Below are 24,677 nucleotides of genomic sequence, written 5' to 3' on the forward strand. Positions count from 1 at the left end.
AGGGAAGATAACATATTGTTCACAACGCTCTGATGCGCCCGGATGCGACGTTGATGCGTAGAGATGCGAAAGAAAGGAATAAACAATATGGCTGGCCTTGGTGATTTTCCCGGTCTTCCCCCGATCAATCCGAAACTCAAACCCAACTGGTTTATCGGTATCGGTGTGGTGCTGCTCATTCTGGGAGGCATTGCCTTTGTCGATACCGTGGTGACGACTCTGGCGAGCATCATTGTTATCGGGTTTCTGCTGATTTTCTCGGGTGTGGCCTATCTTGCCCAGAGCTTTGCCCATCGCGATGTTGAAGGCTCGCGCTTCTGGATCACGGCGCTGATGGGCTTTCTTTATGTTCTGGGCGGCATTCTGCTCATTCAGGAACCTGCAACTGGCTCTGTGTTCCTTACGGCTTTTCTGGCTGGCTGTCTCATGGCGTCGGGTGTCATGCGCGCTCTCTGGGCGGCAGGTCACCGTTACGTGGCCAATTGGTGGACGCTGATCCTGAGTGCTGTCGTGGCGCTTCTGACGGGCGTTCTGATTTTCGTGACGCTGCCCTGGTCCGGGCTATGGCTGATCGGGACCTTTATCGCCATCGAACTGATCTTTGGCGGTATTTCGGCTCTGTCTTTTGGTCTGTCGCTCAGGAACGCCGGGAAATGATACCGAGCGGCTGCGTGATGCAGCCGCCGGGTCAGGTAATGAAAAGGGGGCGGTGAACGCCCCCTTTTTTATGAGCCGCGTACGGCCCTGGCGATGGTGGCAAGCTGGCCGAGAACGGCAGGCACTGTGCCGTCAGTGGCTTTGTCGTCTTCAAGGGTGGTGGCGAGGGTCGAGATAAGTGCCGATGCCACGACAGCCGCATCACCTACCGAGGCGGCCTGGGCCGCCTGCTCCGGTGTGCGTATGCCAAATCCGATGGCGACAGGCAGGGGGCTTACGGCGCGCAGGCGGGGCAGGGCTGCTGCCAGTTCATCGCCGCTCGCTGTACGCGTGCCTGTGATGCCCGTGATGCTCACATAATAGATGAAGCCCGAGGCCGTATCGAGCAGATAGGGCAGACGCTCATCGGGCGTGTTGGGGGCCACGAGCTGGATGATATCGAGCCCGTTTTTCTGCGCATCGTCAGAGAGCAGATCGCTCTCTTCCTTCGGGAGGTCGACAATGATCAGGCCATCGACCCCTGCCTGTGCGGCATCTGTGCAGAAACGCGCCGGGCCATAGCTGTCGATCGGGTTGAGATAGCCCATCAGGATGATGGGGGTCTCGTTGTCGCTTTCACGGAAGGCACGCACCATGGTAAGCACACCGGCAAGCGTTGCCCCTGCCTTGAGACCGCGCAGCGCGGCGGCTTGGATGGTCGGGCCATCGGCTGAAGGATCAGAGAACGGGACGCCGATTTCGATCAGATCGGCACCTGCGCCCGGCATGCCCTTGAGCAGGGCGAGAGAGGTTTCGAGATCGGGATCATAGGCCTGAAGATAGGGAATGAGCGCGCCGCGCCCTTCGGCCTTGAGGGATTCGAAACGGGCCTTGATACGACTCACAGCGACACTCCCAGATGTTCGGCGACGGTGAAGATGTCCTTGTCGCCGCGGCCGGAGAGGTTGAGAACAATGATCTGATCCGGCGTCATGGTCGGGGCGATCTTCATCACCTGGGCCAGACCATGGGCGCATTCCAGCGCGGGAATGATGCCTTCGGTACGGGTCAGAAGCTGGAAGGCGTCGAGCGCCTCCTTGTCGGTTACGCCGACATATTCCACGCGTCCGATATCGTTGAGCCAGGAATGCTCAGGCCCGATGCCCGGATAATCGAGGCCTGCGCTGATGGAATGCGCCTCGGCAATCTGGCCGAATTCGTCCTGAAGCAGATAGGTGCGGTTGCCATGCAGCACACCCGAGCGTCCACGAGAAATCGAGGCTGCCGTCAGCCCGCTATCCAGACCATGGCCTGCTGCCTCGACACCGACCATCTTGACCGATTCATCGTCGAGGAAAGGATGGAACAGACCCATGGCGTTCGAGCCGCCGCCGATTGCCGCCACCAGAACGTCAGGCAGCCGGCCTTCGGCCTGCATGATCTGTTCGCGCGTCTCGATGCCGATGATCGACTGGAAGTCACGCACCATTTCCGGATAGGGGTGCGGCCCTGCGACCGTACCGACCAGGAAATAGGTGTCATGCACATTGGCCACCCAGTCGCGCATGGCCTCGTTCATGGCGTCTTTCAGCGTGCCGGAGCCCGCTGTCACGGGGTGTACCTCGGCGCCAAGAAGATGCATGCGGAATACGTTTGGCTTCTGCCGCTCGACATCGACCGCGCCCATATAGACGGTGCATTTCAGACCGAACAGCGCACAGACGGTCGCCGTGGCCACGCCATGCTGACCCGCACCGGTCTCGGCCACGATGCGCGTCTTGCCCATGCGTCGTGCCAGCAGGATCTGCCCCATGACGTTGTTGAGCTTGTGCGAGCCTGTATGGTTCAGTTCTTCGCGCTTGAGATAGATCTTCGCGCCGCCGAGTTCCTTACTCAGGCGCTTCGCATGCCAGAGCGGGCTGGGGCGGCCGACATAGTCGCGGAAGTAGTAATCGAGTTCCTGTCGAAAGCTCGGATCGGCCTTGGCTGCCTGATAGGCATCGGCCAGATCCTGCACCAGAGGCATGAGGGTTTCAGCAACGAACTGGCCCCCGAACGTGCCGAAACGGCCGCGCTGATCGGGACCGTTGCGCAGGCTGTTGAGACGGGGGGAGACTTCAGAACTCATGCGAATTGTCCTGTTTGAGGCATGGATCGACACGGCAAGCGGGTTTCTGCGATACCAGAGGGGCGGCATGACGTCCATTCCCGACCCGCAGGGGAAAGCTGTCTGAGCCGGAAAGGAAGGTTCGATGTTTCTAGCGCATCCTGTGGGGCGCCCTATTCATGAGATCGTTGCCGCCGAAGATGCGAAAAACGTCTCCTGGCTCGATCTGATCGAACCGAGCGAAGACGAGATCAGACTGGCAGAGGCCGTGACGGGGTTGAGCCTGCCACGCCGTGATGCGCTGGAGGAAATCGAGAGTTCGTCACGTCATTACCGCAAGGGAGATGTCATCTATCTCTCGACGCCTCTTGTACGCATGATCGATGACCGGCTGACGACCTATCCTGTCGGTATGGTCGTCTCGCCCAACTGGCTGATCACGCTGCGCTATGCAAGCTATACGGCCTTCGAGACCATGAGTCGCGATCTGGCGGCCAATGATGTCGATTTCGCCCTGTCGGATGTGCCCGAACTCGCCATTCACCTGCTTGAGACCATCGTCAATCGTCTGGCGGATATTCTCGAAAACGCCGGGCATACCCTCGATACGATTTCACGCACTGTCTTTGCCGACAAGCGCTCGCGCAGGCGCGTGCGCAATGCCGATGTGCTGCGCCAGACACTCAGGAAGCTGGGCGAGAGCGGCGATCTGACCTCGTCGATCAGGGAAAGTCTGCTGGGGGTGGATCGCATAGGGATGTTCCTCGGCGATGCGCGCTATTTCGAGTTTCGCGATACGCTGCAGACGCGGCTGCGCATCATGGGTCGCGACGTGGCCTCACTGAACGACTACGTGGCGCAGATGACGGTCAAGGTACAGTTCCTGCTCGATGCGACGCTGGGCTTTATCAGTATCGACCAGAATGACGGCATGAAATTGCTGACCGTGGTGAGCTTCGTCGGTATTACCCCGACCCTGCTTGCGGGTATTTACGGTATGAATTTCAAGATCATGCCGGAACTCGAATGGCGCTACGGCTATTATTATGCGTTAGGCCTCATGGCTTTCTCGGTGCTGCTGCCCCTGTTCATTTTCTGGCGCCGGGGATGGTTTGGAGATCGTTCATCGTGAACCGGTACGCTCTGTCTGTTTTCCTACTCGCATTGGCTTCGATTGCCCATCAGGCTCTGGCTGGTCCCGTTACACAGACCACCACTCAGCAGGCCCAGGCGATGCTCGACAAGCTGGTGCAGGAGCCGCTGAAATTTGAAGGGGCAAGCGACTTCCCTCTCGGCTTCCGTCAGGCGCCTGGCTATCAGGGCAGGCAGCCAACCCGCGTGCTGATCGGCTATCATCTCGATGGATTGCAGATTGCAGGTGAATTCGTTGCACTCGATGCCGAGAACCGCCCGCTCCAGGCCGCGCCTTTGAACGGCCATCTTCTGGAAGCGAGCCGGGGCGAAACTGCGATAGCCTGTCGTGTCGACATCGCGCTTCCCAGCACATTGCATCTCAGCGGCATGTGCGGCCCGGCCCTAATCTCGGGGGCCTATAGCGAAAAGGTGAAAGCCCAGCCCCTGATGTTTCTTCTGCCCGGCCTGGGGGAAGGGGAGAACAGCTCCGGTGAGTACCTGATGAAGCCCTGGCGCGGCTGACCGGCACTATTGACAGAAAGCGTTATTTCTCATTAGACTGAACAGCAAGAGCCGCATGCGTTCACTGCATCGCGGCCTCTCTCACAAGACCTTTCGTCTTCGCTCATCGTCGGGCCCGGTTCTGCGGCCCATCTGACGGGGCATTCTTTCGCGATCGATCATCTGTCACGGATACGGATTCCGTCTCCCGAGCAGTGGACTATAGCCCATCTAAGGCGCTTTTCATGCATCTTGCTGAACTCAAGAAAAAATCACCTGCCGATCTGCTGGCCTATGCTGAAGAGCTGCAGATCGAAAACGCGTCCTCAATGCGCAAGCAGGACATCATGTTCGCCATTCTCAAGACCCTGGCGGATAATGATCAGGCCATCTATGGCGAAGGCACGCTGGAAATCCTGTCTGACGGTTTCGGCTTTCTCCGCTCACCCGAGGCCAATTACCTTCCTGGCCCGGACGATATCTATATCTCTCCCGCCCAGGTGCGCCGCTTCGGCCTGCGTCCCGGTGACACGGTTGAGGGTCAGATTCGCGCGCCGCGCGATGGTGAGCGCTATTTCTCGCTGCTCAAGGTCAACTCGATCAATTTCGAAGAACCTGACTCCGTTCGTCAGCGCATCAATTTCGACAATTTGACGCCGCTCTATCCCGAGCGTCGCCTGCGTATGGAAGTCGAGCAGGTCGGTGCCCCCGAGCCGCAGCCGACCGGCAAGGGCAAGAAAGACCAGCGCGACTACACGCCGCGCGTGATCGATCTCGTTGCTCCCATCGGTATGGGCCAGCGCGCCCTGATCGTGGCCCCGCCCCGCACAGGCAAGACCGTGATGCTGCAGAGCATCGCCTCGTCGATCAGTGCCAATCATCCTGACGTCTTCCTGATCGTTCTTCTCATCGACGAGCGTCCTGAAGAAGTGACCGACATGGCCCGCTCGGTGCGTGGCGAAGTCGTGTCGTCCACCTTCGATGAGCCCGCGACCCGCCACGTTCAGGTGACTGAAATGGTGCTCGAAAAGGCCAAGCGTCTGGTGGAACACAAGCGTGACGTTGTGATCCTGCTCGACTCGATCACCCGTCTTGCCCGCGCCTACAACACCGTTGTGCCCTCGTCGGGCAAGGTGCTGACCGGCGGTGTCGATGCCAACGCCCTGCAGCGCCCCAAGCGCTTCTTTGGTGCGGCGCGTAACATCGAGGAGGGTGGCTCGCTCACCATCATCGCCACGGCGCTGATCGATACGGGCAGCCGCATGGACGAAGTCATCTTCGAAGAGTTCAAGGGTACGGGTAACTCCGAACTCATCCTTGATCGCAAGCTCGCCGACAAGCGTACCTTCCCGGCTATCGATATCACCAAGTCGGGCACACGTAAGGAAGAACTCCTTGTCGATCGCGCCATGCTTTCGAAGATGTGGGTGCTGCGTCGTATCCTGTCGCCGATGGGCACGATGGATGCGATGGACTTCCTGCTCGACAAGCTGAAATACAGCAAGACGAACCAGGATTTCTTCGACGCCATGAACAACTGATTTTCGGGTCAGTTCGTGACGGTCAAGCCGCTGGGTGCCTGTGGGTGCCCGGCGGCTTTTTTTATGGGGCTTTACCCCATCCCCCGCCAAAGGGCCGTCGCCCTTTGGAAACCTTTAAATCGGGATGAAAGGGGCGCGCCCCTTTCCGGGGGACGGGGCAGCGCCCCGTGAAGGCCACGTTAGAGCGCGACACCTTCCAGACGAAGCAGATAGCGTTTGTCATCCAGTCCGCCTTCACCCGAATAGCCCCCGAGATGGCCTTTGCCGAGCACACGATGGCAAGGGATCAGAATGGGGATGGGGTTATGCGCCATGGCGCCGCCGATAGAGCGGGCGGAGCCGCCAGCCCTGGCAGCCAGTTCGGCATAGCTGACGGTCTGCCCATAGGGAACGTCGCGCAGGGCCGCCCAGACCGCCTTGCGATAGGTGGTACCCCAGGGCGTCAGTGGCAGGTCGAAACTTTCAGGCTCACCATCGAAATAGCGTTCCAGCATGGTCTGGGCGCGGGTAAGAAGGGGTGTCTTTTCCTGATCGCGTCCCCATCCCCAATCAAGGGCGACGATGGCGCCTTCATCCTCGCTGAGGGTGAGGGGACCGAGAGGAGAATGCAAAGAGAGCTGGGGCATAGAAGGAATTCACATGGTTGACGCGATGGAAAGCCCGGCAGCGCGCAAGGGCGAAGTCATTTTCGCTCTGGCGACAGGGGCCGGACGGGCGGCGATCGCCATCATGCGCGCAAGTGGTCCCGGCGCTCAAGAGGTGCTGGCCGGGTTGTGTTCAGACCGCCTTCCACTGCCGCGACAGGCGAGCCTGCGAGCGCTGCGTCATGAGGGCGAGCATCTGGACGATGCCATGGTGCTGTGGTTGCCGGGCCCGCGTTCCTATACCGGTGAAGACGGGTTCGAACTGCATCTTCATGCCGGGCCCGCGGTGATCGATCGTGTTGCCCTGGCCCTGACCGTACTTGGGGCGCGACCGGCCGAGGCGGGGGAGTTCACGCGTCGTGCGGTGCAGGCTGGCAGGCTCGATCTGCTGCAGGCAGAAGCCATCGGCGATCTGGTTGAGGCCGAAAGCGAAAGCCAGAGGCAGCAGGCGCTGGCCCAGGCCGATGGTGCGCTCAGCCGTCTATACGAAGGCTGGAGCGAGCGTCTGAAAATCCTTTTGGCGCATCAGGAGGCATTGATCGACTTCCCGGACGAAGATCTTCCGGATTCTGTCGAGCAGATGCTTGCGAACACACTTGATGATCTGCGCGCGGCGTTGAGTGCCCATCTGGCAGATAAGCGCGGTGAGATTGTGCGGCGCGGTCTGACCGTCGTGATTGCAGGCGCGCCCAATGTCGGCAAGTCGAGCCTGCTCAATTATCTGGCTGGCTATGATGCGGCCATCGTGACGCATCGTGCCGGGACGACGCGCGACGTCATTGCCATCGACTGGCTTTTTCATGGCGTACGCCTGCGCCTCGTCGACACGGCGGGGCTGCGTGAGACCGAAGACGAGATCGAGGCCGAAGGTATCAAGCGGGCGATGTTTCACGTGGAACATGCAGACCTCGTGCTGCACGTGATGGCGGGTGAAGCCGAAATGCCGTTGCGGCCTGATGCGCTTCTGGTGAGCAACAAGATCGATCTGCAGCCCGCCATTGCGGGTAGCCTGGGGTTGAGTGTGCAGACAGGCGAAGGGATGCAGGCTTTCGAGGCGGCGCTTGCTGAACGCATCAAGGGGCTGACGGCTGGGGTAGGTGCCCCCCTGACCCGTGCGCGCCACAGAGCCGGAATTGAGGAGGCACTGCTTTATCTCGACCAGGCGCGCAATGCTTCCTGGCCAGAAGTGAGGGGTGAGGCGCTACGTCTGGCCATGCGCGCACTCGGGCGCCTGACGGGACAAGTTGATGTCGAGTCCCTGCTGGATGTGATATTTGGACAATTCTGCATTGGTAAATGAGGGCTGTGTGAACGAGTTTGATGTTGTCGTCATAGGCGGCGGACATGCGGGAAGTGAGGCGGCGGCAGCTTCGGCACGGTTCGGTGCGCGTACGCTTCTTCTGACCCAGAAACCCGAAATGATCGGTGCCATGTCGTGCAACCCGGCGATTGGCGGCATAGGCAAGGGCCATCTGGTGCGCGAAATCGACGCGCTTGACGGCCTCATGGGGCGTGCTGCCGACCGGGCAGGTATTCATTTCAAGCTGCTGAACCGTTCCAAGGGGCCTGCCGTGCACGGGCCGCGTGCGCAGGCCGACCGCTATCTTTATCGCAACGCCATTCAGGCGCTTCTTGCAGAGACGCCCAATCTGACCATCCTCGCTGGTGAGGTGGCTGATCTGGAAATTCACGACGGTCGTGTCACGGGTGTCGTATGCGAGGACGGGCGGGTTTTCAGATGCGGCGCTGTGGTCGTCACCAGCGGCACGTTTCTGCGCGGGGTCATTCATATCGGTCATACACAGGAGCAGGCGGGGCGCATCGGTGAGCGCCCGGCAGCTCGTCTGGGTGAGCGGCTGGAGGCAATGGGCCTGCGTATGGGGCGCCTCAAGACCGGTACACCTGCGCGTATCGCACGAGACTCGATCGACTGGGAATCGCTCGTCGAAGACAAGGGCGATGCGCTGCCGGAGCCTTTCAGCCGCCTGACTGACAGGATCACGACCGATCAGTTGTCATGCCGCATCACCACCACTACGCCCGAAACGCATCAGATCATTCGCGATAATCTGGCGCTTTCTGCGCTCTACGGCGGAGCGATTGCAGGAAGGGGGCCTCGCTATTGTCCGTCGATCGAAGACAAGGTCGTGCGCTTTGGCGAGAAGGACGGGCATCAGATCTTTCTCGAGCCTGAGGGGCTGCCGGGTAATCCGGGCGGCGATCTGGTCTATCCGAACGGGATCTCTACCAGCCTGCCCGCAGATATCCAGGCGCTGATGATCGCTTCCATTCCGGGGCTGGAAAAGGCGCGTATCGTCACGCCGGGCTACGCTGTGGAATATGATTATGTCGACCCAAGAGAGCTGGCGCCCAGCCTTGCGCTGACAGCCATGACAGGGCTCTATCTCGCAGGGCAGATCAACGGCACCACCGGCTATGAAGAGGCTGGTGCGCAGGGGCTTCTGGCCGGGCTGAATGCCGCCCGTTTCGTGGTGGGGAATGCGCCCCTCATTCTGGGTCGCGATCAGGCCTATCTGGGGGTGATGCTCGATGATCTCACGCTTCAGGGGGTGTCCGAGCCTTATCGCATGTTCACATCGCGTGCCGAGTATCGTCTGAGTCTGCGTGCTGACAATGCCGATCTGCGTCTGACAGCACTGGGCAAGGCCATGGGCTGTGTCGGTGCCGAGCGGGCAGCGAAGCTGGAAGAAGATGAAAGCGCTATTGCTCAGGCGATGGAGCAAGCGCGTCAGGCTCTTCACGCGCCGCAGGATCTGGCAGCGCAGGGCATCACCGTATCTCAGGACGGAAGGCGCCGTTCGCTGCTCGATGTGCTATGCGGCCAGACTGAAGAGGGGGCGGTCGAGCGTCTGGCGCCGTGGTTTGCGGCGTTGCCTTTGCGTGTGCGGCGGCATGTCGAGACTGAGGCCCGCTACGGTGGCTACCTGCAACGACAGGAGCGTGAGATCAGGCAGCTCGCCGGCGAGGCGCAGATCACTCTGCCAAGCGATCTCGATTATGCCCGCATCGGCGGGCTGAGCAGTGAAATGAAGGAGCGTCTTTCACTGGCAAGACCGGCCAATTTTGCTGCCGCGCAGCGTGTGCCGGGTGTGACACCTGCTGCCATGATTGCGCTTCTGGCTCATGTGAGGGCTGTGGCATGAATGGCGTTTCACGTGAAACCAGAGAACGTCTGGAAGCCTTTGCAGCAATTCTCGAAAAATGGAATGCGCGCATCAATCTGGTGAGCCCGCGTGATATGCCTCATCTGTGGGAGCGTCATATCGAGGATTCTCTCAGGCTGGTGCCATATATCGAGCACGGTTCCCGCGTGATCGATCTCGGCTCCGGCGGGGGGTTCCCGGCGCTCATGATCGGGATCGCCTGCGACGCCGAGATGGTCATGGTCGAGTCAGACCAGCGCAAATGTGCCTTCCTGCGCGAGGCGGCGCGAGCCTGCGGTGTGAAAGCCCAGGTCGTGTCCAGGCGCATCGAGCAGGCAGAGGTTGCGCCTGCACCTTATGTGACGGCACGGGCTCTGGCCTCGCTCTCACAATTGCTGGAATGGAGCGCGCCATTTCTTCTGCCGGAGGGAAAAGCCCTGTTTTTGAAAGGGAAAAATCTGCCGGACGAGTTGACCGAAGCCGAACGGTGCTGGCACATGCAGCATAGAATTCTGGACAATCGCGCCGCCTCAGGGGGCGCCATCATCGAGATAAGCGATATCAGACGTGTCGACTAACGACACGGGCAAGAAGGCCCGTATCCTCGCCATCACCAACCAGAAAGGTGGTGTGGGCAAGACCACAACAGCAATCAATCTGGCCGGGGCGCTTGCCAGTACGCAACGCGTGCTGCTGGTCGATCTCGACCCGCAGGGCAATGCCTCGACCGGGCTGGGGGTTGATTACAATGCCCGCCAGATCGGCAGCTATGCTGCCCTGATGCAGGAGGCGCCGCCTGAAAAGCTGCCCCGCCCGACCGAGACGCCCAATCTCGATATCATCGTAGCCAACACCGATCTGGCCGGCGCCGAGATCGAACTGATTGGCGGCGAGCGACGCGAGTTTCGCATCCGTGAGGCGCTGGAAGCCCTCTCGGGTCGCTATGACGTCATTCTGATCGATTGTCCGCCAAGCCTCGGGCTGTTGACGCTCAACGCCCTTGTGGCGTCCGATGCCGTGCTGATTCCGCTGCAATGCGAGTTTTTCGCTCTTGAGGGGATCAGCCAGATCGTCCGCACGGTCGACCGAGTGCGCCGGGCGTTCAATGCCGATCTGCATGTGGCCGGTATCATTCTCACCATGTACGACCGGCGCAACAACCTGTCAGAACTGGTTGCTGCCGATGCGCGCAATTTCTTCGGTGAGCAGGTGCTTGAGACGCTGATTCCGCGCAATATCAAGATATCCGAAGCGCAGAGCCATGGATGCTCCGTGCTCGAATATGATCGTCGCAGCAGCGGCGCCGCTGCCTATCTCGCTCTGGCGCAGGAAATTGCCGGACGTCTGGGTATCACCGACAAGGAAGGGGCTTCGTCATGAGCAAGAAACCGGCTCCGCGCCTTGGGCGCGGTCTCGCGGCCCTTCTCGGCGATCAGGCCATCGACATGCCCAGAGCGCAGTCTCCCAGCCATGAGAGCGCTCCCAATCCCTCCATGCTCGGTGTCGATCTGCTGGCCCCCGGGCCGTTTCAGCCGCGTGTGGACATGGATGAGGGGCGTCTGAACGAGCTGGCGGATTCGATCCGCAGCCGTGGCGTTCTGCAGCCTATTCTGGTGCGGCCCGACCCCGACCAGAAAGGGCGCTACCAGATCATCGCGGGTGAACGCCGCTGGCGTGCGTCGCAGCGCGCCGGGCTGCATGAAGTGCCGGTGCATGTGCGTCTGCTGGATGATGCCGATGCCATGGCGGCCGCTCTGGTCGAAAACCTTCAGCGCGCCGATCTGAACGCGATCGAAGAGGCAGAAGGGCTGCAAAGGCTTCTAACCGATTATGCGCTGACGCAGGAAGAGCTGGCTGGTGCGGTGGGCAAGTCACGCCCCCATATCGGCAACATCCTGCGCCTGCTGAACCTGCCCGAGGCAGTGCGTCAGAAGGTACGTGACGGGATGCTGAGCGCTGGGCATGCCCGTGCGCTTCTGGCCCATCCTGACCCCTGTGCAGCAGCCGATATCGTGATCGCTCGTGGGCTCAATGTGCGTCAGACAGAGGCTCTTGCCCGTCAGGCCCCGAAGGCCGAACAGGAAGTGATCAAGGCCCCGCGTGATAATGAGCTGGTGCGTCTCGAGCGCGACCTGGCCACGAAGCTCGGGCTCAAGGTCAAGATCGAGTTCAATGGCAAGGGCGGATCGCTGCGTCTCGACTATCGCAGCCTCGACCAGTTCGACACGCTGATGCGTCTGTTATCGCCGGAGAAAGCTTCCTGATAGTTACGGATGCGGAATAGTGCATTTTTCCTCTTGATGCCTGTTCCGCCCCCTGTTAGAAGCCACCTCACCGGAGCGGGGCTATGGGCACATAGCTCAGTTGGTAGAGCAGCTGACTCTTAATCAGCGGGTCCAAGGTTCGAGCCCTTGTGTGCCCACCATTGCCCCGCCGGTACCTCCCTTTACATTATGCACCCAACCAGAAGACCCTGATCTTCTATTCATTATCGTGCTCTGGCCAGTTCGCTTTTGTGCCTGAGGCCCTGAAGCGGGTTTGCCTGAATTATGTGGGATTATGGCTACGCGCCGCCTCCAGAGGCTGTTCGGCGCCTTGGGAAGCATAGATCTGCCCTGCACGTCTCTCCTGTTGGAGAAGAAATGCTTCCGGACGTCATGATGCGTGACAGCACAGGGCGCCAGAACAAGCAGAGATTTTCAGAAGGAAACGCTGGCTGGGATGGGAGGGATCGAACCTCCGAATGGCGGAATCAAAATCCGCTGCCTTACCGCTTGGCTACATCCCATTGCGTGTCAGGGCTTTTAGTCTGCCTCTCGGCAGACGTAAAGCCATTATGTTTCGAGTTCGAGTGAATGATCGGCGATGCCCGTATTGCGGGTTGCCTCTTCCATCAGGCGGTCGGGCGAGGGCTTGAGCGCGCCGTAGCGCTCTGCCTTGTCCAGCGCCTGATCGAGCGCTGCCATGGTCTGGGAGAGATCGGGGCTTTCGTCCTTTTCCCAGGCGCGCAGGGCAAAGCCCCAGACACCTACCAGCGCATTCAGACGCATCGCCCCGCCAAAGCCGCTGCGGTCGATACCGCCGAGATCGGCCATCCAGCGCATGGTGTCGAGCGTTGCGGCGCCGAGAATGACGGCAAGGCCCGGTTCGGTCGGCAGGGCCTGCAGCACGGCGCGAATGCCCTCGCGATATTGCTGGAAGACGTCAAAGCGACGCATGAAGAGGTCAAAAATACGCTCGCGTACAGAGCCGCCAAGACCATCGTCCCGGAAAGCCGACTCATCGGCCAGTCGCCCCAGGCGAAGCAGCAATGTGTGACGGAAGGCAAAGCGGGCACGGACTTCATCGACTGCAAGTCCGGCTCGATGCGCGGCCTCTACCAGCGAGAAACGATGCCAGCCCTTATCAGCGGCGAGGGTGAAACCCGCCTCCAGAAGTGCGAGATCAAACTCTTCGCGATCGATATCCGTCATGAACCTGTCCCTGTCTTGAAGCGCCCGATAATAACCTATGGGCGCGTCGTGACAATCGAATGACAGGTTCAGAGGCGGGTTTTCGTCTCAGGAGGCCATCTCTTTCGCCCGTGCCATGGCCTGGTCAACGGCCCTGGTCATGGTCTCGGGCCACGCTTCCGGTGCCATGAGGACATCAAGTGCCCTGGCAGTGACGCCATTGGGGCTCGTGACGTTCTTGCGCAGGGTCGCGCTCTTCTCGTCCGAGGCAGCAATCAGCGCGCCTGCCCCTGACACCGTACCGCGCGCGATGAGCCGCGCCGTTTCGGCAGGCAGGCCGACACGCAGGGCCTCCTTTTCCAGCAATTCGGCCAGAAGGAAGACATAGGCCGGGCCACATCCCGAGATTGGCGTCAGGGCTTCAAGCTGGGCTTCGCTCTCGACCCAGGCAACGTCGCCCACGGCCGAAAGCAGCGCCGTGCAGAGCGTGCGTCCGTCCTCATCAAGATCCTGACTGACGACGCCTGTCACGCCCTTGCCAATCGCCGCAGGCGTATTGGGCATGGCACGCACGATCTTCGTGCTGGCGGCGTCACCACAGGCGGCGCGCAGGCTGTCTATGGTGCGTGCAGCCAGCATGGAGATGATGATGGCGCCATCAAGGAACGGACGCAGCGACGCGAGCGCCTCTTCCATTCCGGCTGGCTTGACCGCCAGAATGATGATGTCGGGTTTGAAATCGGCAGGAATTTCACTTGCTGTGCGGGCCAGGCGATGAGGGGCAGGCGGGGCAGCGCAGCTGCGGTCGAGAATGACCGAAGGGGCGACGCCCTGTTCGAGCCAGCCCTGCCAGAGTGCGCCGCCCATCTTGCCGCAGCCGACGAGAAGTAGAGAAGGCAGGCTCATGCTTCACCCATACAGTCGAGCATGGCGGCTTCGAGGGCTTCTGCCGGCGTCTTGCCGCTCCAGAGTGTAAACTGGAAGGCGGGGTAGAACCGCTCGCATTCCGTGATGGCGATATCGATCATGTCTTCCATGCTTTCTGCGGCAAGGCTGGTCGCACCGCGCAACAGAACCGAGTGCCGGAAAACCGGCGTGCCGGTCTCGAGGTCGAGGCTGAAATGCCCGATCCAGAGACGCTCATTGGCGAGCGCGATGAGTTCGTACAGAGCCTTGCGGCGATTGGCGGGAGCCCGCAGGTCGAAGGTGCAGGTGAAGTTCATGGCCGCAATTTCGCGGGACCATGAAAAATACAATCCATAGTCGCACCATTTGCCCGGCGCTTCGGCGGCCATTTCCGATTCGGTACGGCGGTCGAACGCCCAGTCATGGCCGCAGACGATCTGCTCCATGACGTCGAGCGGATTGGTATCCTGATGCGAGGAGGAGGAGAAGGAAAGAGCAGGCATTCGGGACTCCCTGGGCCGGTGATGCGCGACGCGAGGCGGTGCGCATCATGATGTCTGCAAAGATATGAAAACCCGCGGAAATCAGACCGCGAATCGTCATATCAGGTCACGTTACGGATGCCCGGCCCCGGTTGCAAGGACGCAGATATCCGCAGAGTTCAAGAGTGCGATGAAGGGGCGGTAACGGCTTTTTCCAGATCGGCGAGACGCTCCTCGATACGGGCGAGGCGGTCATTGGCATCTTCCTGGGCCATGCGGGCGCGGGTGGCCAGCTCACGGGCCACGTCGAGCTCGTCGCGACGCACCAGATCAAGCGAGGAGAGCACTTCGTCGATACGGGCGCGTACGACGGCGTGAAGCTCTTCGCGCAGCCCAGTCAGGGCCGAGAACGCGCCTCCGGCGGCGCCTGCAAGATCATCGAAAAAACGGGGCCGGTCTGCCATGGCGGTTTCCTTGCTGTCCTGGCGTCCGGTCTGGCGACCGGGCGATTATGAGGCCCCCGTGCGTTCAGTCGGGGCCAAGCTGTGCCCAGACTGACTCTCACCTCTGCCAAGAGCAACGCAGGAGGCCCCGTCAGGGATGCCCGTGCCGCGTTTTTCTCCGGCTGGTGTGGCTTGGAGGTTGCGTTGCGGCGTCTTATACAGGTTCCATGATGATCGTCACCGGCGGCGCCGGATTTATTGGTTCGTGCCTGGTCGCTGCGCTCAAGGCGCGGGGCGAGGTTGTCGCGGTCGTGGACCGCCTTCGTGACCAGGGCAAATGGCGTAATCTTGCCCAGCATCCGCCCGATCTGCTGATCGATCCGGACGCGCTCGAGACGTTCCTGTCGAACTCGACCGAGATCACTGCCGTGTTTCACATGGGGGCGATCAGCAGTACCACGGCCTGTGATGGTGATCTGGTGTGGCGCACCAATGTCGAGCTGTCTGAAACCCTGCTCGACTGGTGTGCGGTGCGTGACGTACCGTTCTTCTATGCGTCTTCGGCAGCCACTTACGGGGCGGCAGACAGGCCCGAGCTCTTTTCCGATGCGCCTGACTCGTTGTCCGCGCTCAGACCCCTCAATCTTTATGGCTGGTCCAAGCATGTCTTTGACCAGCATCTCCAGGCCCGGATCGACTCGGGTGGTCTGATGCCACGCCAGTGGGCGGGGCTCAAATTCTTCAATGTCTATGGCCCCAACGAGTATCACAAAGGGTCGATGATCTCCGTCGTGAAGGTCAAATACGACGAGGTGATGCGCGGTGCACCGGCGAGGCTTTTCCGTTCTGACCGGCCAGATCTGGAAGATGGCGCTCAGGCACGCGATTTCATCTGGGTAGGCGACCTGATTTCGGTCATGCTCTGGCTGCACGACCATCCTAGGGTCAGCGGGCTTTTCAATTGCGGCACGGGCACGGCTCGTACCTATGTCGATCTCGCCAATGCCGTGTGCGATGCCGCGGGTGTGCCGCGCCGCATAGAGTTCATCGACATGCCCGAGTCTTTGCAGGGGCAATATCAATCCTATACCTGTGCCGACATGACCCGTCTGCGTGAAGCGGGCTATGATCGACCCTTCACCTCGCTTGAAGACGGTATCACGCGCTATGTGCGCGATTATCTCGCGACGCCAGACCCCTATCTGTAAAGTTTCCCATGCAATCCCACCCGATCATCCTGCCCCAGTTCGATCCGATTGCCGTTCATCTGGGGCCACTGGCCGTGCATTGGTACGCGCTGGCCTATATCCTCTCGATCCTGATCGGGTGGAAAATCGCCATCCGGCTCTGCGGCCTGGCGCCGCGTGCTGCGACACGGGAACAAGTGGATGATTTCGCCTTCTGGGCCATGCTCGGCGTCGTGCTCGGGGGGCGGCTGGGATATATCCTGTTCTACAAGCCGGGTTTCTATCTCACCCATCCGCTCTCCATCCTTGAGGTCTGGCAGGGGGGAATGTCTTTCCATGGTGGTGCGCTGGGCGTGATTCTGGCGCTTGCCTGGTTCACCTGGCGCAACGGGCTCAGCTTTCTGTCTTTCTCCGACCGCATCACCATCATCGTGCCGCTCGGTCTTGGGCTTGGCCGCTGTGCGAACTTCATCAATGGTGAATTATGGGGACGCCCGGCGCCGGACTGGCTGCCCTGGGCGATGGTGTTTCCGACGGGCGGCCCTGTCGCGCGTCATCCCTCGCAGCTTTATGAGGCGCTGACTGAAGGGCTGCTGCTGCTTGCTGTCATGCTCGTTGTCGCGAGCCGCCCCTGGGCGCGCATGCGCTATGGCTTTCTCTCCGGTCTGTTCCTGTTCGGCTATGCGGTGGCGCGCAGCTTCTGCGAGCTTTTTCGCGAACCTGATGCGTTTATCGGCTTTCTGCCTTTCGGCGTGACGATGGGGCAGGTGCTCTGCATTCCGATGGCGCTGGCCGGGCTTTGGCTTATGGCCTATGGCATGCGTCACCCGCATTCGATCGAGGGAGAAAAGGTCGATGGCTGATCAGGCACCGCGTGGCTGGGTGCTGCAGGCAGATTCCCTGGCCTTTCTGCGTCATGGCTTCTTCACCCGATTGGGCGGCGTCTCGCCCAGCCCGTTCAATTCGCTCAACTGCTCCCTGGCCTCTGCCGACCGGCCGGAAAACATTGCCGAAAATCGTGGTCGGGTTGCGCGGTTTCTTGGGGTCGAAGCGCCCTCGCTGCTGGGGCTGACGCAGACCCATTCAGCTGATGTTGTGACCCTGACGCACGGAACGCCTGTCTGGCAGACCGGACGTGGCCCCAAGGCCGACGCGCTCGTGACCGATCGCGATGATCTGGCGCTTGGTGTCATCACCGCCGATTGCAGCCCGGTTCTGTTTGCCAGTCCCGATGGCCATGTCGTGGGCGCAGCCCATGCAGGATGGCGTGGAGCGGTCGGAGGCGTACTTGAGGCAACGCTTTCGGCCATGGCAGCTCTTGGTGCCGGGGATGTCGTGGCCAGTGTCGGGCCCTGCATCCGTCAGGAGAGTTACGAAGTCGGACCCGAGATGCGCGAAGCCGTGCTCGATACCTCTCCTGAGGCGGCCCATTTCTTCCTGCCTGCCTTGCGTGACGGACATTTTCTTTTCGATATGCCCGGCTACTGCCTTCACAGATTGCGTCGTGCCGGGCTGCACCATGTTTCTGCGGTAGGGCTCGATACGCGTTTCGATGTCAGGCGCTTTTTCAGCCACCGTCGTCGCACCCTGGCCGGTGGTGGTGCGATTGGCCATCAGATTTCGGCCATCCGGGCAGGAGCCCGGGCATGAAGGGGTCTCTGAAAGCCTGTATCGGTCTGTTCAGCACCATGACCCTGCTGGCAGGGTGCGTGGACATGCCGCATCCGTTTGGTGATCCCGGACCGGAAGGCCGTCGTCTGGCACTGACCACGCCGCCGCCGCGTCTGGCGGTGCCGACCCCGCCTGATTCGTTGCTCGATAATACGGCCTCGGCGCTCTGGGCGAGAGAGGTCGCAACCCAGCTGGTTGATCAGTCACTTCCTGCGGTGGCGCAGCCAGCCAAGCCCGGTGACTGGTGGCTCAAGCTCTCTGCGACCCTGCAGGGCAGCGATGTGACGCCGCATTATGTCGTGATGATGCCCAATGGCGAAGCGCGCGGCCACTGGGATGCGGCGCCCGTCCCGGCTTCCGTCTGGGCGCAGGGCGAAAAGCCTGTGCTTTCCTCGCTGGCCGCCGCATCGGCACCGCAGATCAGCTCGGTTCTGACCGGTATTCAGGCTGCGATGATGCAAGCTGACCCGCATAGCCTCAAGCGCCGCCCCGCCAAGGTGTATTTCAAAGGCGTAAAGGGCGCCCCCGGTGACGGGAATGTCTCGCTGGCGCGCGCTTTTACTGCAAGCTTTCCTGACAGGCATGACCAGTTGCAGAGCACGCCCAAGGACGCCGATTACAGCGTCGAGGCGATTGTGACCGTGAGCGATGGCCCTGCCGGCACGACTGGCCACCCAAGCCAGCATATCGAGATTTCATGGCGCACAGTGGCTGCCGACGGCAAGGAGGCGGGCGCTGCCACGCAGCTACATGATATCGACGCCCATTCACTGGATGGGCCTTGGGGGGATGTTGCCATGGCCGCAGCTTCCGAGGCAGCGGGTGGCGTGCATCAGATCATCACCAATTACTCAGGACGTGATCACAAGCCCTTGCCACCGGAAACGCCTGCGACGAAAAAATAGCCCCCCTTGCCATGCAGGTGCGGCAACATGTTGCTCAAGGCATTACCGCCCCCATGCGCTATAGCGCGCTTCAGCCAAGGCGCCGTATGGCGGTGACAATCTCGGCCCCAAGAGCGCCAGGCCTCGTGATACGGTAACGCTGAGAGGTTGCATCCTGAAGCTCGAGAAAGGGTGACACATCCAGATAGAGGGCCCTGTTTCCCGCAATAGAATCGATCATGCGCTGTGTGCCAAAAACATAGCCGTCATGATTGAGGACGATGAGCGTCTTGTTCTCGAAGAATGCCGCATTCATGAAAGCCGAGCCTGAAAAGCCGATGAAAACGGCGTGGCTATCCCAAAAAGCCAGCTGCTCCTGCAATGAGAGACATTCAGGATGACAGGATCTGATGCCGAGAGCCATCAGAAGGCTCGTCAGTTCGTCTTCTCCGTCATAACTGCGCGTGGGTGAACGGGTCAGACTGCGAGAGAGAAAGACTGGATATTTCTCAGGCGCTGTCCCACGGGAGCCAAGAATCTTCCTTCCCAGTTCCCGCATGAATGTGCCCCAGATTTCGTAGCAATGTGCGTTTTCGATAAAAGCTGGTTCGGCAACCATGATGTTTCTCATCATGGTATTTTCCGGAACATGAAAAATCTGTGTCTCGTTGATATTCAGAATTTCGAATATTCTGCTCATGAACGGGAGGTTTTTTTCCGAAATCCTGCGATTGGGGAAAACATATCCCGCGTAATGACGCTGCCATTTCTGAATATGCCAGAGACGCTGCAACGTGCTGGTGAGAAAATGGCCAAAGTGGTCGTGAAAATAGCCCAGCCAGAAGCAGTCTTCCGGTCCGTCACAGACAGGTAGATCAGGCGAGATCACCCGCGGAGCGTAAACATGATAATCGAAGGTGCCGGCAATATTTTCCCCTGCGCAATAAGTGGCGTTTTCAATCAGAATACCAGCAGGTGTATAAAGCGTGTGATGGCGTACGAGCGCGGCCTCATGATGGGAAAACGAAGGGTTTCCCGTCAGAACAAGTGACCTTCCAAACGTGTTCGGGCAATGAAGATCTTTTTCTTGCAACATTACTTTTAATATTTAAATTATTTTTACTGATAAATAAATATAAAACATAACATATAATAGATAACTATTTGATAAAAATTACAAATACAAAAATAATATGATAAAATATCTTAAAATTATCTGTTGGGTAACATAGGCAGTATGGAAACGATGAAATTTATCGCGGATATCTTTCTTAAGTATCGAAAAATTTATCACACCCGGAGATTGTTCAATATTTTATGAGGTTATTTTTATCATGAAGAATTCTCTGATTCTTTGGTGTATTGACTGGATAATAACGATCAAGGACACGGTTCTCGTGCGCGTAAAAATTTTCATCTCCGGAATGCTGTCATCAGCCCTGCTTCTGGCAGGCTGTGCGACAGAATCCTCACATACTCTGCCCGTGCCTCCCGTTCAGGTAGCGCAGACGCCCTATAACGGGCCACGCATCCCGATTGCCGCAGGTAAATTCGCCAACAGGTCGAACTACATGAACGGGATCTTTTCCGATGGTATTGATCGTCTGGGAAACCAGGCGCGCGTGATTCTTCTGACGCGCCTGCAGCAATCGGGCCGGTTTTCGGTCATGGATCGGGATAATCTGGCCGAGGGAAAGCAGGAGGCAGGATTCCTGCGACAGGGGCAGTCGATCCAAGGCGCGCAGTATCTTGTAACCGGCGACGTGACGGCGTTCGGTCGCAAGGATGTGGGCGATATGCAGCTTTTCGGTATTGCCGGTCGGGGGCACAGCCAGATTGCCTATGCCAAGGTGAGCCTGCAGATCGTCAATCCTCTTACCTCCCAGATCGTGGCAACCAGCGAAGGGGCAGCAGAATACAGCCTGTCCGATCGCGAAGTGATCGGGTTTGGCAGCACAGCCGCCTATGACTCGACCCTCAATGGCAAGGTACTCGATCTGGCTATCCAGGATGCCGTGAACCATTTCGCCCAGGAGGTCGATTCGGGTCAGATTCACTGACTCTCTGTGACTTCGATTCTACTTATAAAACCAATAAATGGATTTCCAAACCATGTCTCGTTACGCAAGAATTCTGGCAGGCATAGCGCTGCCAGGAGTTCTGGCTGCCTGCTCCGGGCAGTCAACGCCGCCGCTCTATAGCTGGCAGAATTTTCAGGCTCAGCAATATCTCTACCTTCAGGGCAAGACAGATCCGCTGGCCCAGATTAACGTCATGGAAAAAGACATGGAGAAGGCGCGCGCCAAGGGGCTTTCGGTTCCTCCTGGCTTTCATGCACATCTCGGCCTGCTTTATGCCACAGAGGGCAAGACCGATCTGGCGCAGCAGGAATTCACTCAGGAAAAGACGCTTTTTCCTGAAGCCACCACCTATATGGACTTCCTGCTGAAGAATCTCGGTCAGGCCCCAGGCTCGTTTTCCAATTCGCCCCAGACTCAGAATGTCAGTGCGCCTCAAAATACGAAGGTGTCGTCATGAAGTCTTTTTCTTTGATGGGGCGTTTTGCTGCGCTGGCGCTCTGCTTTGCCGTTACAGCCTGTGCCTCACAGGTCAAAGCTCCCGATTACACCGCTTTCAAGGCTGCGAAGCCGCGCACCATCCTCGTTTTGCCGCCGGTCAATCATACGCCCGATATCAAGGCTACCAGCGGTCTGTTGTCGCAGATGACACTGCCGCTGGCCGAGGGCGGTTATTACGTCATTCCCGTCACGCTCGAGACCGAGACATTCCGACAGAACGGATTGAGCGTTCCTGATGAAATCATTCAGGTCCCCGCCGAAAAGCTGCGTACGATTTATGGCGCCGATGCCGTGCTGTACACCACCATTACCGATTACGGCTCGGTCTATCACGTGATCAACAGCAACACCGTCGTGACAGCCAGTGCGAAGCTCGTGGATCTGAAGACCGGCTCAGTGCTCTGGACTGGGACCGGAACGGCTTCGAGCGCTGAGAAGAATCAGAATTCCGGCGCTGGTGGTCTGATCGGTGTGCTCGTCAATGCGGCTATCAATCAGGTTGTCGATAGCCTGACGGATGAGAGTTTTGTCGAAGCCGGCACAGCCGCCAACCGTCTTCTGAAGGTAGGGCCGCCGGATGGTCTGCTCTACGGGCCGCGTTCGGTGAAATACGATACCGACTGAAGCTGTCTGTCCTCCCTCTCTCCGGAGACGGGGAGGGGGGGATGACAGGAGCATCGTTCCTATAGAAACACAGTCCCGCTGATATCAGGTGGCATCTGGCCTGATGGTAGGGAAAGTGTTTGGGATATGCTGGACGGATATGATGACGTCGGAAGCCCCCCCTTTGGGGTGGATACCCAGCACATGGGTGGCGAGAGTCACAGAGTTGTAAAAAACGCTCTATCGGTCGATCCGGGCCGCCATGAATTAATGACAGCGTGGCGCGGCGTTGTTAGAAGGCCGCGTTTGCTGCCGTCCCGGACCGGAGTCGTTTCCCGATGAAGATCGTCGCCTGTAACAGTAACCTGCCTCTGGCGCGTGCCGTGGCTCAGGAGCTGCGTTTGCCTCTGTGCAAGGTGTCGGTGCGGCGCTTCGCCGATGCCGAGGTCTTCGTCGAGATCCAGGAAAACGTGCGTGGCGAAGACGTCTTCGTCATTCAGAGCACCTGTTCGCCGACCAATGACAATCTGATGGAACTGCTGATCATGCTTGACGCCCTGCGTCGCGGGTCGGCTCGTCGTGTCACGGCTGTGATGCCCTATTTCGGCTATGCCCGTCAGGATCGCAAATCCGGTCCGCGTACGCCGATCAGCGCCAAGCTGGTGGCCAACCTGCTTGTCGAGGCTGGTGCGAACCGCATTCTGACCATGGATCTGCATGCCATGCAGATTCAGGGATTTTTCGATATTCCGGTCGATAACCTTTATGCCGCACCGCTTTTCAAGCGCGACATCAATGCCCGTCACCCGAATGAAGACCTCATGATCGTCTCGCCGGATGTCGGCGGCGTGGTTCGTGCCCGTCAGCTCGCGCAGCGTCTGAACACCGATCTGGCCATCATCGACAAGCGTCGCGAACGCGCCGGTGTGTCCGAGGTCATGAACGTGATCGGTGATGTCGCGGGGCGCTACTGCATTCTGGTCGATGATATCGTCGATAGCGGTGGTTCGCTGTGCAACGCGGCCGAAGCTCTGATGAAGCATGGTGCCGCCGGGGTCGAGGCTTATGTGACCCATGGTGTGCTGACCGGCATGGCAGTCGATCGCGTCAAGGCGTCTCCGCTCAAGATGCTGACGCTCACCGACAGCATTCCTGCGACGGATGTCATGGAAGAATCGCCCAATATTCGTCAAATCAGCACGGCCAATCTGCTGGCGCGCGCCATGAGTGCTGTGGCAGATGAAAGCTCTGTCTCTTCGCTTTTCGACTAAGGACCGGTTTTCATGCTGCTTCGTCGCCCCTTCTGGTATCTGCGCCACGGTCAGACCGACTGGAACGCACAGAATCTCTCTCAGGGCCGGACAGATATCCCGTTGAACGCCACAGGGCGGGAGCAGGCCATCAAGGCGGGAGACTCACTCTCCCGTCACTGGCGCGATGGCGCTTCGCCCATCGCCCGCATCGTTTCTTCCCCGCTGACACGCGCCCATGACACCGCGCTGGCCGCGCAGGAGGCGATTGCCGTTTCGAGCGGCGTCACCCTGCCGCTGGTGACCGATCAGGGCCTCGAGGAAGTCTGCTTCGGCGTAATGGAAGGCGAACCCATGGGCGACTGGTACGATCCCTGGATCGAAGGTCAGTTCACACCCGAAGGTTGCGAAACCTTCGAGGGGCTCAAGACCCGTGCGGCTGAAGCCGTCAATCGCGCGCTCGAACAGGACGGTATCCCCATGATCGTGGCCCATGGCGCGCTTTTCCGTGCGCTGCGTGCTGCGATGAGCCTGCCGATCAATGTGCGTCTGGCCAATGCTGTGCCACTCTACTGCGACCCGACAGAGAATGGCTGGGTTCTCACCGCTTACGAGTGAGCGATGCGGGGCGCTGCTCCGCGCCTCGGGAACGGAACAGATCCCTTTCATCCCTGACTGAAACAGTGTCAGGATCAAAGGGGCTGTGCCCCTTTGCGGGTTTCGGGGCAGAGCTCCGAGAAGAATCCCCCTCCGAATCCCGAAGAACATTGCTTTACCCCCCCATTTCCGGTAAGGCGCCCCATCACTCAGGCACCCCTGGAGGCCGTGAGTGCAATGAATTTGGGAGAATACCGTGACAAATATGACGTCCCTCGAAGTCTCTACGCGCGCGAAGGCTGGTAAGGGGGCAGCGCGCGCAACGAGACGTGCCGGTCTGGTGCCGGGTGTTGTGTATGGTGGCAAGCAGGAGCCGGCGCTGATCGCGATCGACCCGCGCATCATCCACAAGGAAATGGTTCGTGGCGGCTGGCGCTCGCGCCTGTTTGAGCTGCCGCTCGAAGGCGGCACCGTGCGCGCCCTGCTGCGTGAAGTGCAGCTGCACCCCGTGACCGACGCTCCGATCCATGTCGATTTCCAGCGTCTTGCGGCTGGCGAGAAGGTCCACGTGACCGTCGCCATCCATGTGACGGGTGAAGACAAGGCTCCGGGCATCAAGCGCGGTGGCGTGCTGAACCTGGTTCGCCACACGGTGGACGTCATGGCTGACGTTGACAGCATTCCGTCCAGCTTCACGGTTGATCTGAGCGCGCTCGACATCCACGACAACGTGCGTTGGGACGACCTGACCGGCACCGAGAACGTGACGCCTGTTCTGCAGCTGCCGAACTTCGTCATCGCCACCATCGCACCGCCGACGGTCGATGCCGAGATGGAAGCTGAAGCCGCTGCGAAGGCTGCTGCTGAAGCCGCCGCTCCTGCGAAGAAGAAGTAAG

Annotated in this window: 27 protein-coding genes and 2 tRNA genes; 20 read left to right on the forward strand and 9 right to left on the reverse strand. The window is 59.7% G+C overall.

What is annotated here, in order from left to right:
• Window positions 1-87 precede the first annotated feature (87 nt).
• The gene (locus tag IEV53_RS12805) at window positions 88-657 is read left to right on the forward strand and encodes an HdeD family acid-resistance protein (protein ID WP_188427215.1); all 570 of its coding nucleotides are present in this window, start codon (window positions 88-90) and stop codon (window positions 655-657) included.
• Window positions 658-725: 68 nt separating this feature from the next.
• Here IEV53_RS12805 and trpA read toward each other — a convergent pair whose 3' ends face one another.
• Both trpA and trpB read right to left on the reverse strand, forming a co-directional pair.
• Window positions 726-1,541 carry a tryptophan synthase subunit alpha gene (gene trpA / locus IEV53_RS12810; protein ID WP_188427216.1) on the reverse strand — a complete coding sequence of 272 codons (816 nt, stop codon included), beginning with the start codon at window positions 1,539-1,541 and terminating at the stop codon, window positions 726-728.
• Entirely contained in the window at window positions 1,538-2,764 is a 1,227-nt protein-coding gene (gene trpB, locus IEV53_RS12815) for a tryptophan synthase subunit beta (protein WP_188427217.1), read from the reverse strand. Before trpB ends, trpA begins: the two co-directional genes overlap by 4 nt.
• Window positions 2,765-2,888: 124 nt before the next feature.
• On the opposite strand from trpB, the gene IEV53_RS12820 reads away from it, so the two are divergent.
• The 3 genes from IEV53_RS12820 (at window position 2,889) to rho (ending at window position 5,919) form a co-directional block, all read left to right on the forward strand.
• A complete protein-coding gene (locus tag IEV53_RS12820) occupies window positions 2,889-3,875 on the forward strand; it encodes a magnesium transporter CorA family protein (protein WP_188427218.1) in 987 nt (328 codons plus the stop codon).
• Window positions 3,872-4,399 carry a hypothetical protein gene (locus tag IEV53_RS12825; protein WP_188427219.1) on the forward strand — a complete coding sequence of 176 codons (528 nt, stop codon included), beginning with the start codon at window positions 3,872-3,874 and terminating at the stop codon, window positions 4,397-4,399. The genes IEV53_RS12820 and IEV53_RS12825 overlap by 4 nt, the downstream gene beginning before the upstream one ends.
• A 224-nt stretch (window positions 4,400-4,623) precedes the next feature.
• The gene (rho, locus tag IEV53_RS12830) at window positions 4,624-5,919 is read left to right on the forward strand and encodes a transcription termination factor Rho (protein ID WP_188427220.1); all 1,296 of its coding nucleotides are present in this window, start codon (window positions 4,624-4,626) and stop codon (window positions 5,917-5,919) included.
• A gap of 179 nt (window positions 5,920-6,098) precedes the next feature.
• On the opposite strand, the gene IEV53_RS12835 is transcribed toward rho, so the two are convergent.
• Complete coding sequence (locus tag IEV53_RS12835) at window positions 6,099-6,545, reverse strand: methylated-DNA--[protein]-cysteine S-methyltransferase (RefSeq protein WP_188427221.1); 447 nt, start codon at window positions 6,543-6,545, stop codon at window positions 6,099-6,101.
• Between the two features lie 13 nt (window positions 6,546-6,558).
• Here IEV53_RS12835 and mnmE point away from each other — a divergent pair, with 13 nt between their 5' ends.
• The 6 genes from mnmE (at window position 6,559) to IEV53_RS12865 (ending at window position 12,152) form a co-directional block, all read left to right on the forward strand.
• Window positions 6,559-7,863, forward strand: a complete 1,305-nt coding sequence (gene mnmE, locus IEV53_RS12840; RefSeq protein WP_229719879.1) for a tRNA uridine-5-carboxymethylaminomethyl(34) synthesis GTPase MnmE — start codon at window positions 6,559-6,561, stop codon at window positions 7,861-7,863.
• Window positions 7,864-7,870: 7 nt separating this feature from the next.
• Window positions 7,871-9,727, forward strand: coding sequence for a tRNA uridine-5-carboxymethylaminomethyl(34) synthesis enzyme MnmG (mnmG, locus tag IEV53_RS12845; protein ID WP_188427222.1), 1,857 nt, complete (start codon window positions 7,871-7,873; stop codon window positions 9,725-9,727).
• Window positions 9,724-10,305: a 16S rRNA (guanine(527)-N(7))-methyltransferase RsmG gene (gene rsmG / locus IEV53_RS12850; RefSeq protein WP_188427223.1), complete on the forward strand. Its 582-nt coding sequence runs from the start codon at window positions 9,724-9,726 to the stop codon at window positions 10,303-10,305. Before mnmG ends, rsmG begins: the two co-directional genes overlap by 4 nt.
• Window positions 10,295-11,107 (forward strand): ParA family protein, encoded by an 813-nt coding sequence (locus IEV53_RS12855; RefSeq protein WP_188427224.1) that lies wholly within the window; start codon window positions 10,295-10,297, stop codon window positions 11,105-11,107. Before rsmG ends, IEV53_RS12855 begins: the two co-directional genes overlap by 11 nt.
• Window positions 11,104-11,991 (forward strand): ParB/RepB/Spo0J family partition protein, encoded by an 888-nt coding sequence (locus IEV53_RS12860; protein ID WP_188427225.1) that lies wholly within the window; start codon window positions 11,104-11,106, stop codon window positions 11,989-11,991. Before IEV53_RS12855 ends, IEV53_RS12860 begins: the two co-directional genes overlap by 4 nt.
• Window positions 11,992-12,076: 85 nt before the next feature.
• Window positions 12,077-12,152, forward strand: a tRNA-Lys gene (locus IEV53_RS12865).
• 288 nt (window positions 12,153-12,440) lie between these two features.
• Here the strand turns inward: IEV53_RS12865 and IEV53_RS12870 are convergent.
• The 5 genes from IEV53_RS12870 to IEV53_RS12890 all read right to left on the reverse strand — a co-directional run bounded on the left by IEV53_RS12870 (window position 12,441) and on the right by IEV53_RS12890 (window position 15,031).
• Window positions 12,441-12,515 (reverse strand) — tRNA-Gln (locus tag IEV53_RS12870).
• A 46-nt stretch (window positions 12,516-12,561) separates the two neighbouring features.
• Complete coding sequence (locus tag IEV53_RS12875) at window positions 12,562-13,191, reverse strand: TetR family transcriptional regulator (RefSeq protein ID WP_188427263.1); 630 nt, start codon at window positions 13,189-13,191, stop codon at window positions 12,562-12,564.
• Window positions 13,192-13,287: 96 nt separating this feature from the next.
• Window positions 13,288-14,085 (reverse strand): pyrroline-5-carboxylate reductase, encoded by a 798-nt coding sequence (gene proC, locus IEV53_RS12880; protein WP_188427226.1) that lies wholly within the window; start codon window positions 14,083-14,085, stop codon window positions 13,288-13,290.
• Entirely contained in the window at window positions 14,082-14,588 is a 507-nt protein-coding gene (locus IEV53_RS12885) for a type III secretion system chaperone family protein (protein ID WP_188427227.1), read from the reverse strand. The genes proC and IEV53_RS12885 overlap by 4 nt, the downstream gene beginning before the upstream one ends.
• A gap of 158 nt (window positions 14,589-14,746) precedes the next feature.
• Window positions 14,747-15,031 carry an accessory factor UbiK family protein gene (locus tag IEV53_RS12890; RefSeq protein ID WP_188427228.1) on the reverse strand — a complete coding sequence of 95 codons (285 nt, stop codon included), beginning with the start codon at window positions 15,029-15,031 and terminating at the stop codon, window positions 14,747-14,749.
• Window positions 15,032-15,237: 206 nt separating this feature from the next.
• Between IEV53_RS12890 and rfaD the strand changes: the two genes are divergently transcribed.
• The 4 genes from rfaD to IEV53_RS12910 are packed head-to-tail and all read left to right on the forward strand — an operon-like array spanning window position 15,238 to window position 18,773.
• Window positions 15,238-16,218 (forward strand): ADP-glyceromanno-heptose 6-epimerase, encoded by a 981-nt coding sequence (gene rfaD / locus IEV53_RS12895; protein WP_188427229.1) that lies wholly within the window; start codon window positions 15,238-15,240, stop codon window positions 16,216-16,218.
• Between the two features lie 8 nt (window positions 16,219-16,226).
• A complete protein-coding gene (gene lgt / locus IEV53_RS12900; protein WP_188427230.1) occupies window positions 16,227-17,060 on the forward strand; it encodes a prolipoprotein diacylglyceryl transferase in 834 nt (277 codons plus the stop codon).
• Window positions 17,053-17,847 carry a peptidoglycan editing factor PgeF gene (gene pgeF, locus IEV53_RS12905; protein ID WP_188427231.1) on the forward strand — a complete coding sequence of 265 codons (795 nt, stop codon included), beginning with the start codon at window positions 17,053-17,055 and terminating at the stop codon, window positions 17,845-17,847. The genes lgt and pgeF overlap by 8 nt, the downstream gene beginning before the upstream one ends.
• Window positions 17,844-18,773, forward strand: a complete 930-nt coding sequence (locus tag IEV53_RS12910) for a hypothetical protein (RefSeq protein ID WP_188427232.1) — start codon at window positions 17,844-17,846, stop codon at window positions 18,771-18,773. Before pgeF ends, IEV53_RS12910 begins: the two co-directional genes overlap by 4 nt.
• A gap of 70 nt (window positions 18,774-18,843) precedes the next feature.
• Here IEV53_RS12910 and IEV53_RS12915 read toward each other — a convergent pair whose 3' ends face one another.
• A complete protein-coding gene (locus tag IEV53_RS12915) occupies window positions 18,844-19,848 on the reverse strand; it encodes a glycosyltransferase family 61 protein (protein ID WP_229719881.1) in 1,005 nt (334 codons plus the stop codon).
• Between the two features lie 238 nt (window positions 19,849-20,086).
• Here IEV53_RS12915 and IEV53_RS12920 point away from each other — a divergent pair, with 238 nt between their 5' ends.
• The 6 genes from IEV53_RS12920 (at window position 20,087) to IEV53_RS12945 (ending at window position 24,676) form a co-directional block, all read left to right on the forward strand.
• Window positions 20,087-20,812: a CsgG/HfaB family protein gene (locus IEV53_RS12920; protein ID WP_188427234.1), complete on the forward strand. Its 726-nt coding sequence runs from the start codon at window positions 20,087-20,089 to the stop codon at window positions 20,810-20,812.
• Between the two features lie 52 nt (window positions 20,813-20,864).
• Window positions 20,865-21,290, forward strand: coding sequence for a DUF4810 domain-containing protein (locus IEV53_RS12925; protein ID WP_188427235.1), 426 nt, complete (start codon window positions 20,865-20,867; stop codon window positions 21,288-21,290).
• Window positions 21,287-21,955, forward strand: coding sequence for a DUF799 domain-containing protein (locus tag IEV53_RS12930; protein WP_229719882.1), 669 nt, complete (start codon window positions 21,287-21,289; stop codon window positions 21,953-21,955). The genes IEV53_RS12925 and IEV53_RS12930 overlap by 4 nt, the downstream gene beginning before the upstream one ends.
• 317 nt (window positions 21,956-22,272) lie before the next feature.
• The gene (locus IEV53_RS12935; protein WP_188427236.1) at window positions 22,273-23,205 is read left to right on the forward strand and encodes a ribose-phosphate pyrophosphokinase; all 933 of its coding nucleotides are present in this window, start codon (window positions 22,273-22,275) and stop codon (window positions 23,203-23,205) included.
• 12 nt (window positions 23,206-23,217) lie between these two features.
• Complete coding sequence (locus tag IEV53_RS12940) at window positions 23,218-23,802, forward strand: histidine phosphatase family protein (RefSeq protein ID WP_188427237.1); 585 nt, start codon at window positions 23,218-23,220, stop codon at window positions 23,800-23,802.
• A 235-nt stretch (window positions 23,803-24,037) separates the two neighbouring features.
• Window positions 24,038-24,676: a 50S ribosomal protein L25/general stress protein Ctc gene (locus IEV53_RS12945; RefSeq protein ID WP_188427238.1), complete on the forward strand. Its 639-nt coding sequence runs from the start codon at window positions 24,038-24,040 to the stop codon at window positions 24,674-24,676.
• Window position 24,677 lies beyond the last annotated feature (1 nt).

It is taken from the genome of Asaia siamensis (genome assembly GCF_014635085.1).
In the GTDB taxonomy this organism is placed as follows: Bacteria; Pseudomonadota; Alphaproteobacteria; order Acetobacterales; family Acetobacteraceae; genus Asaia; species Asaia siamensis.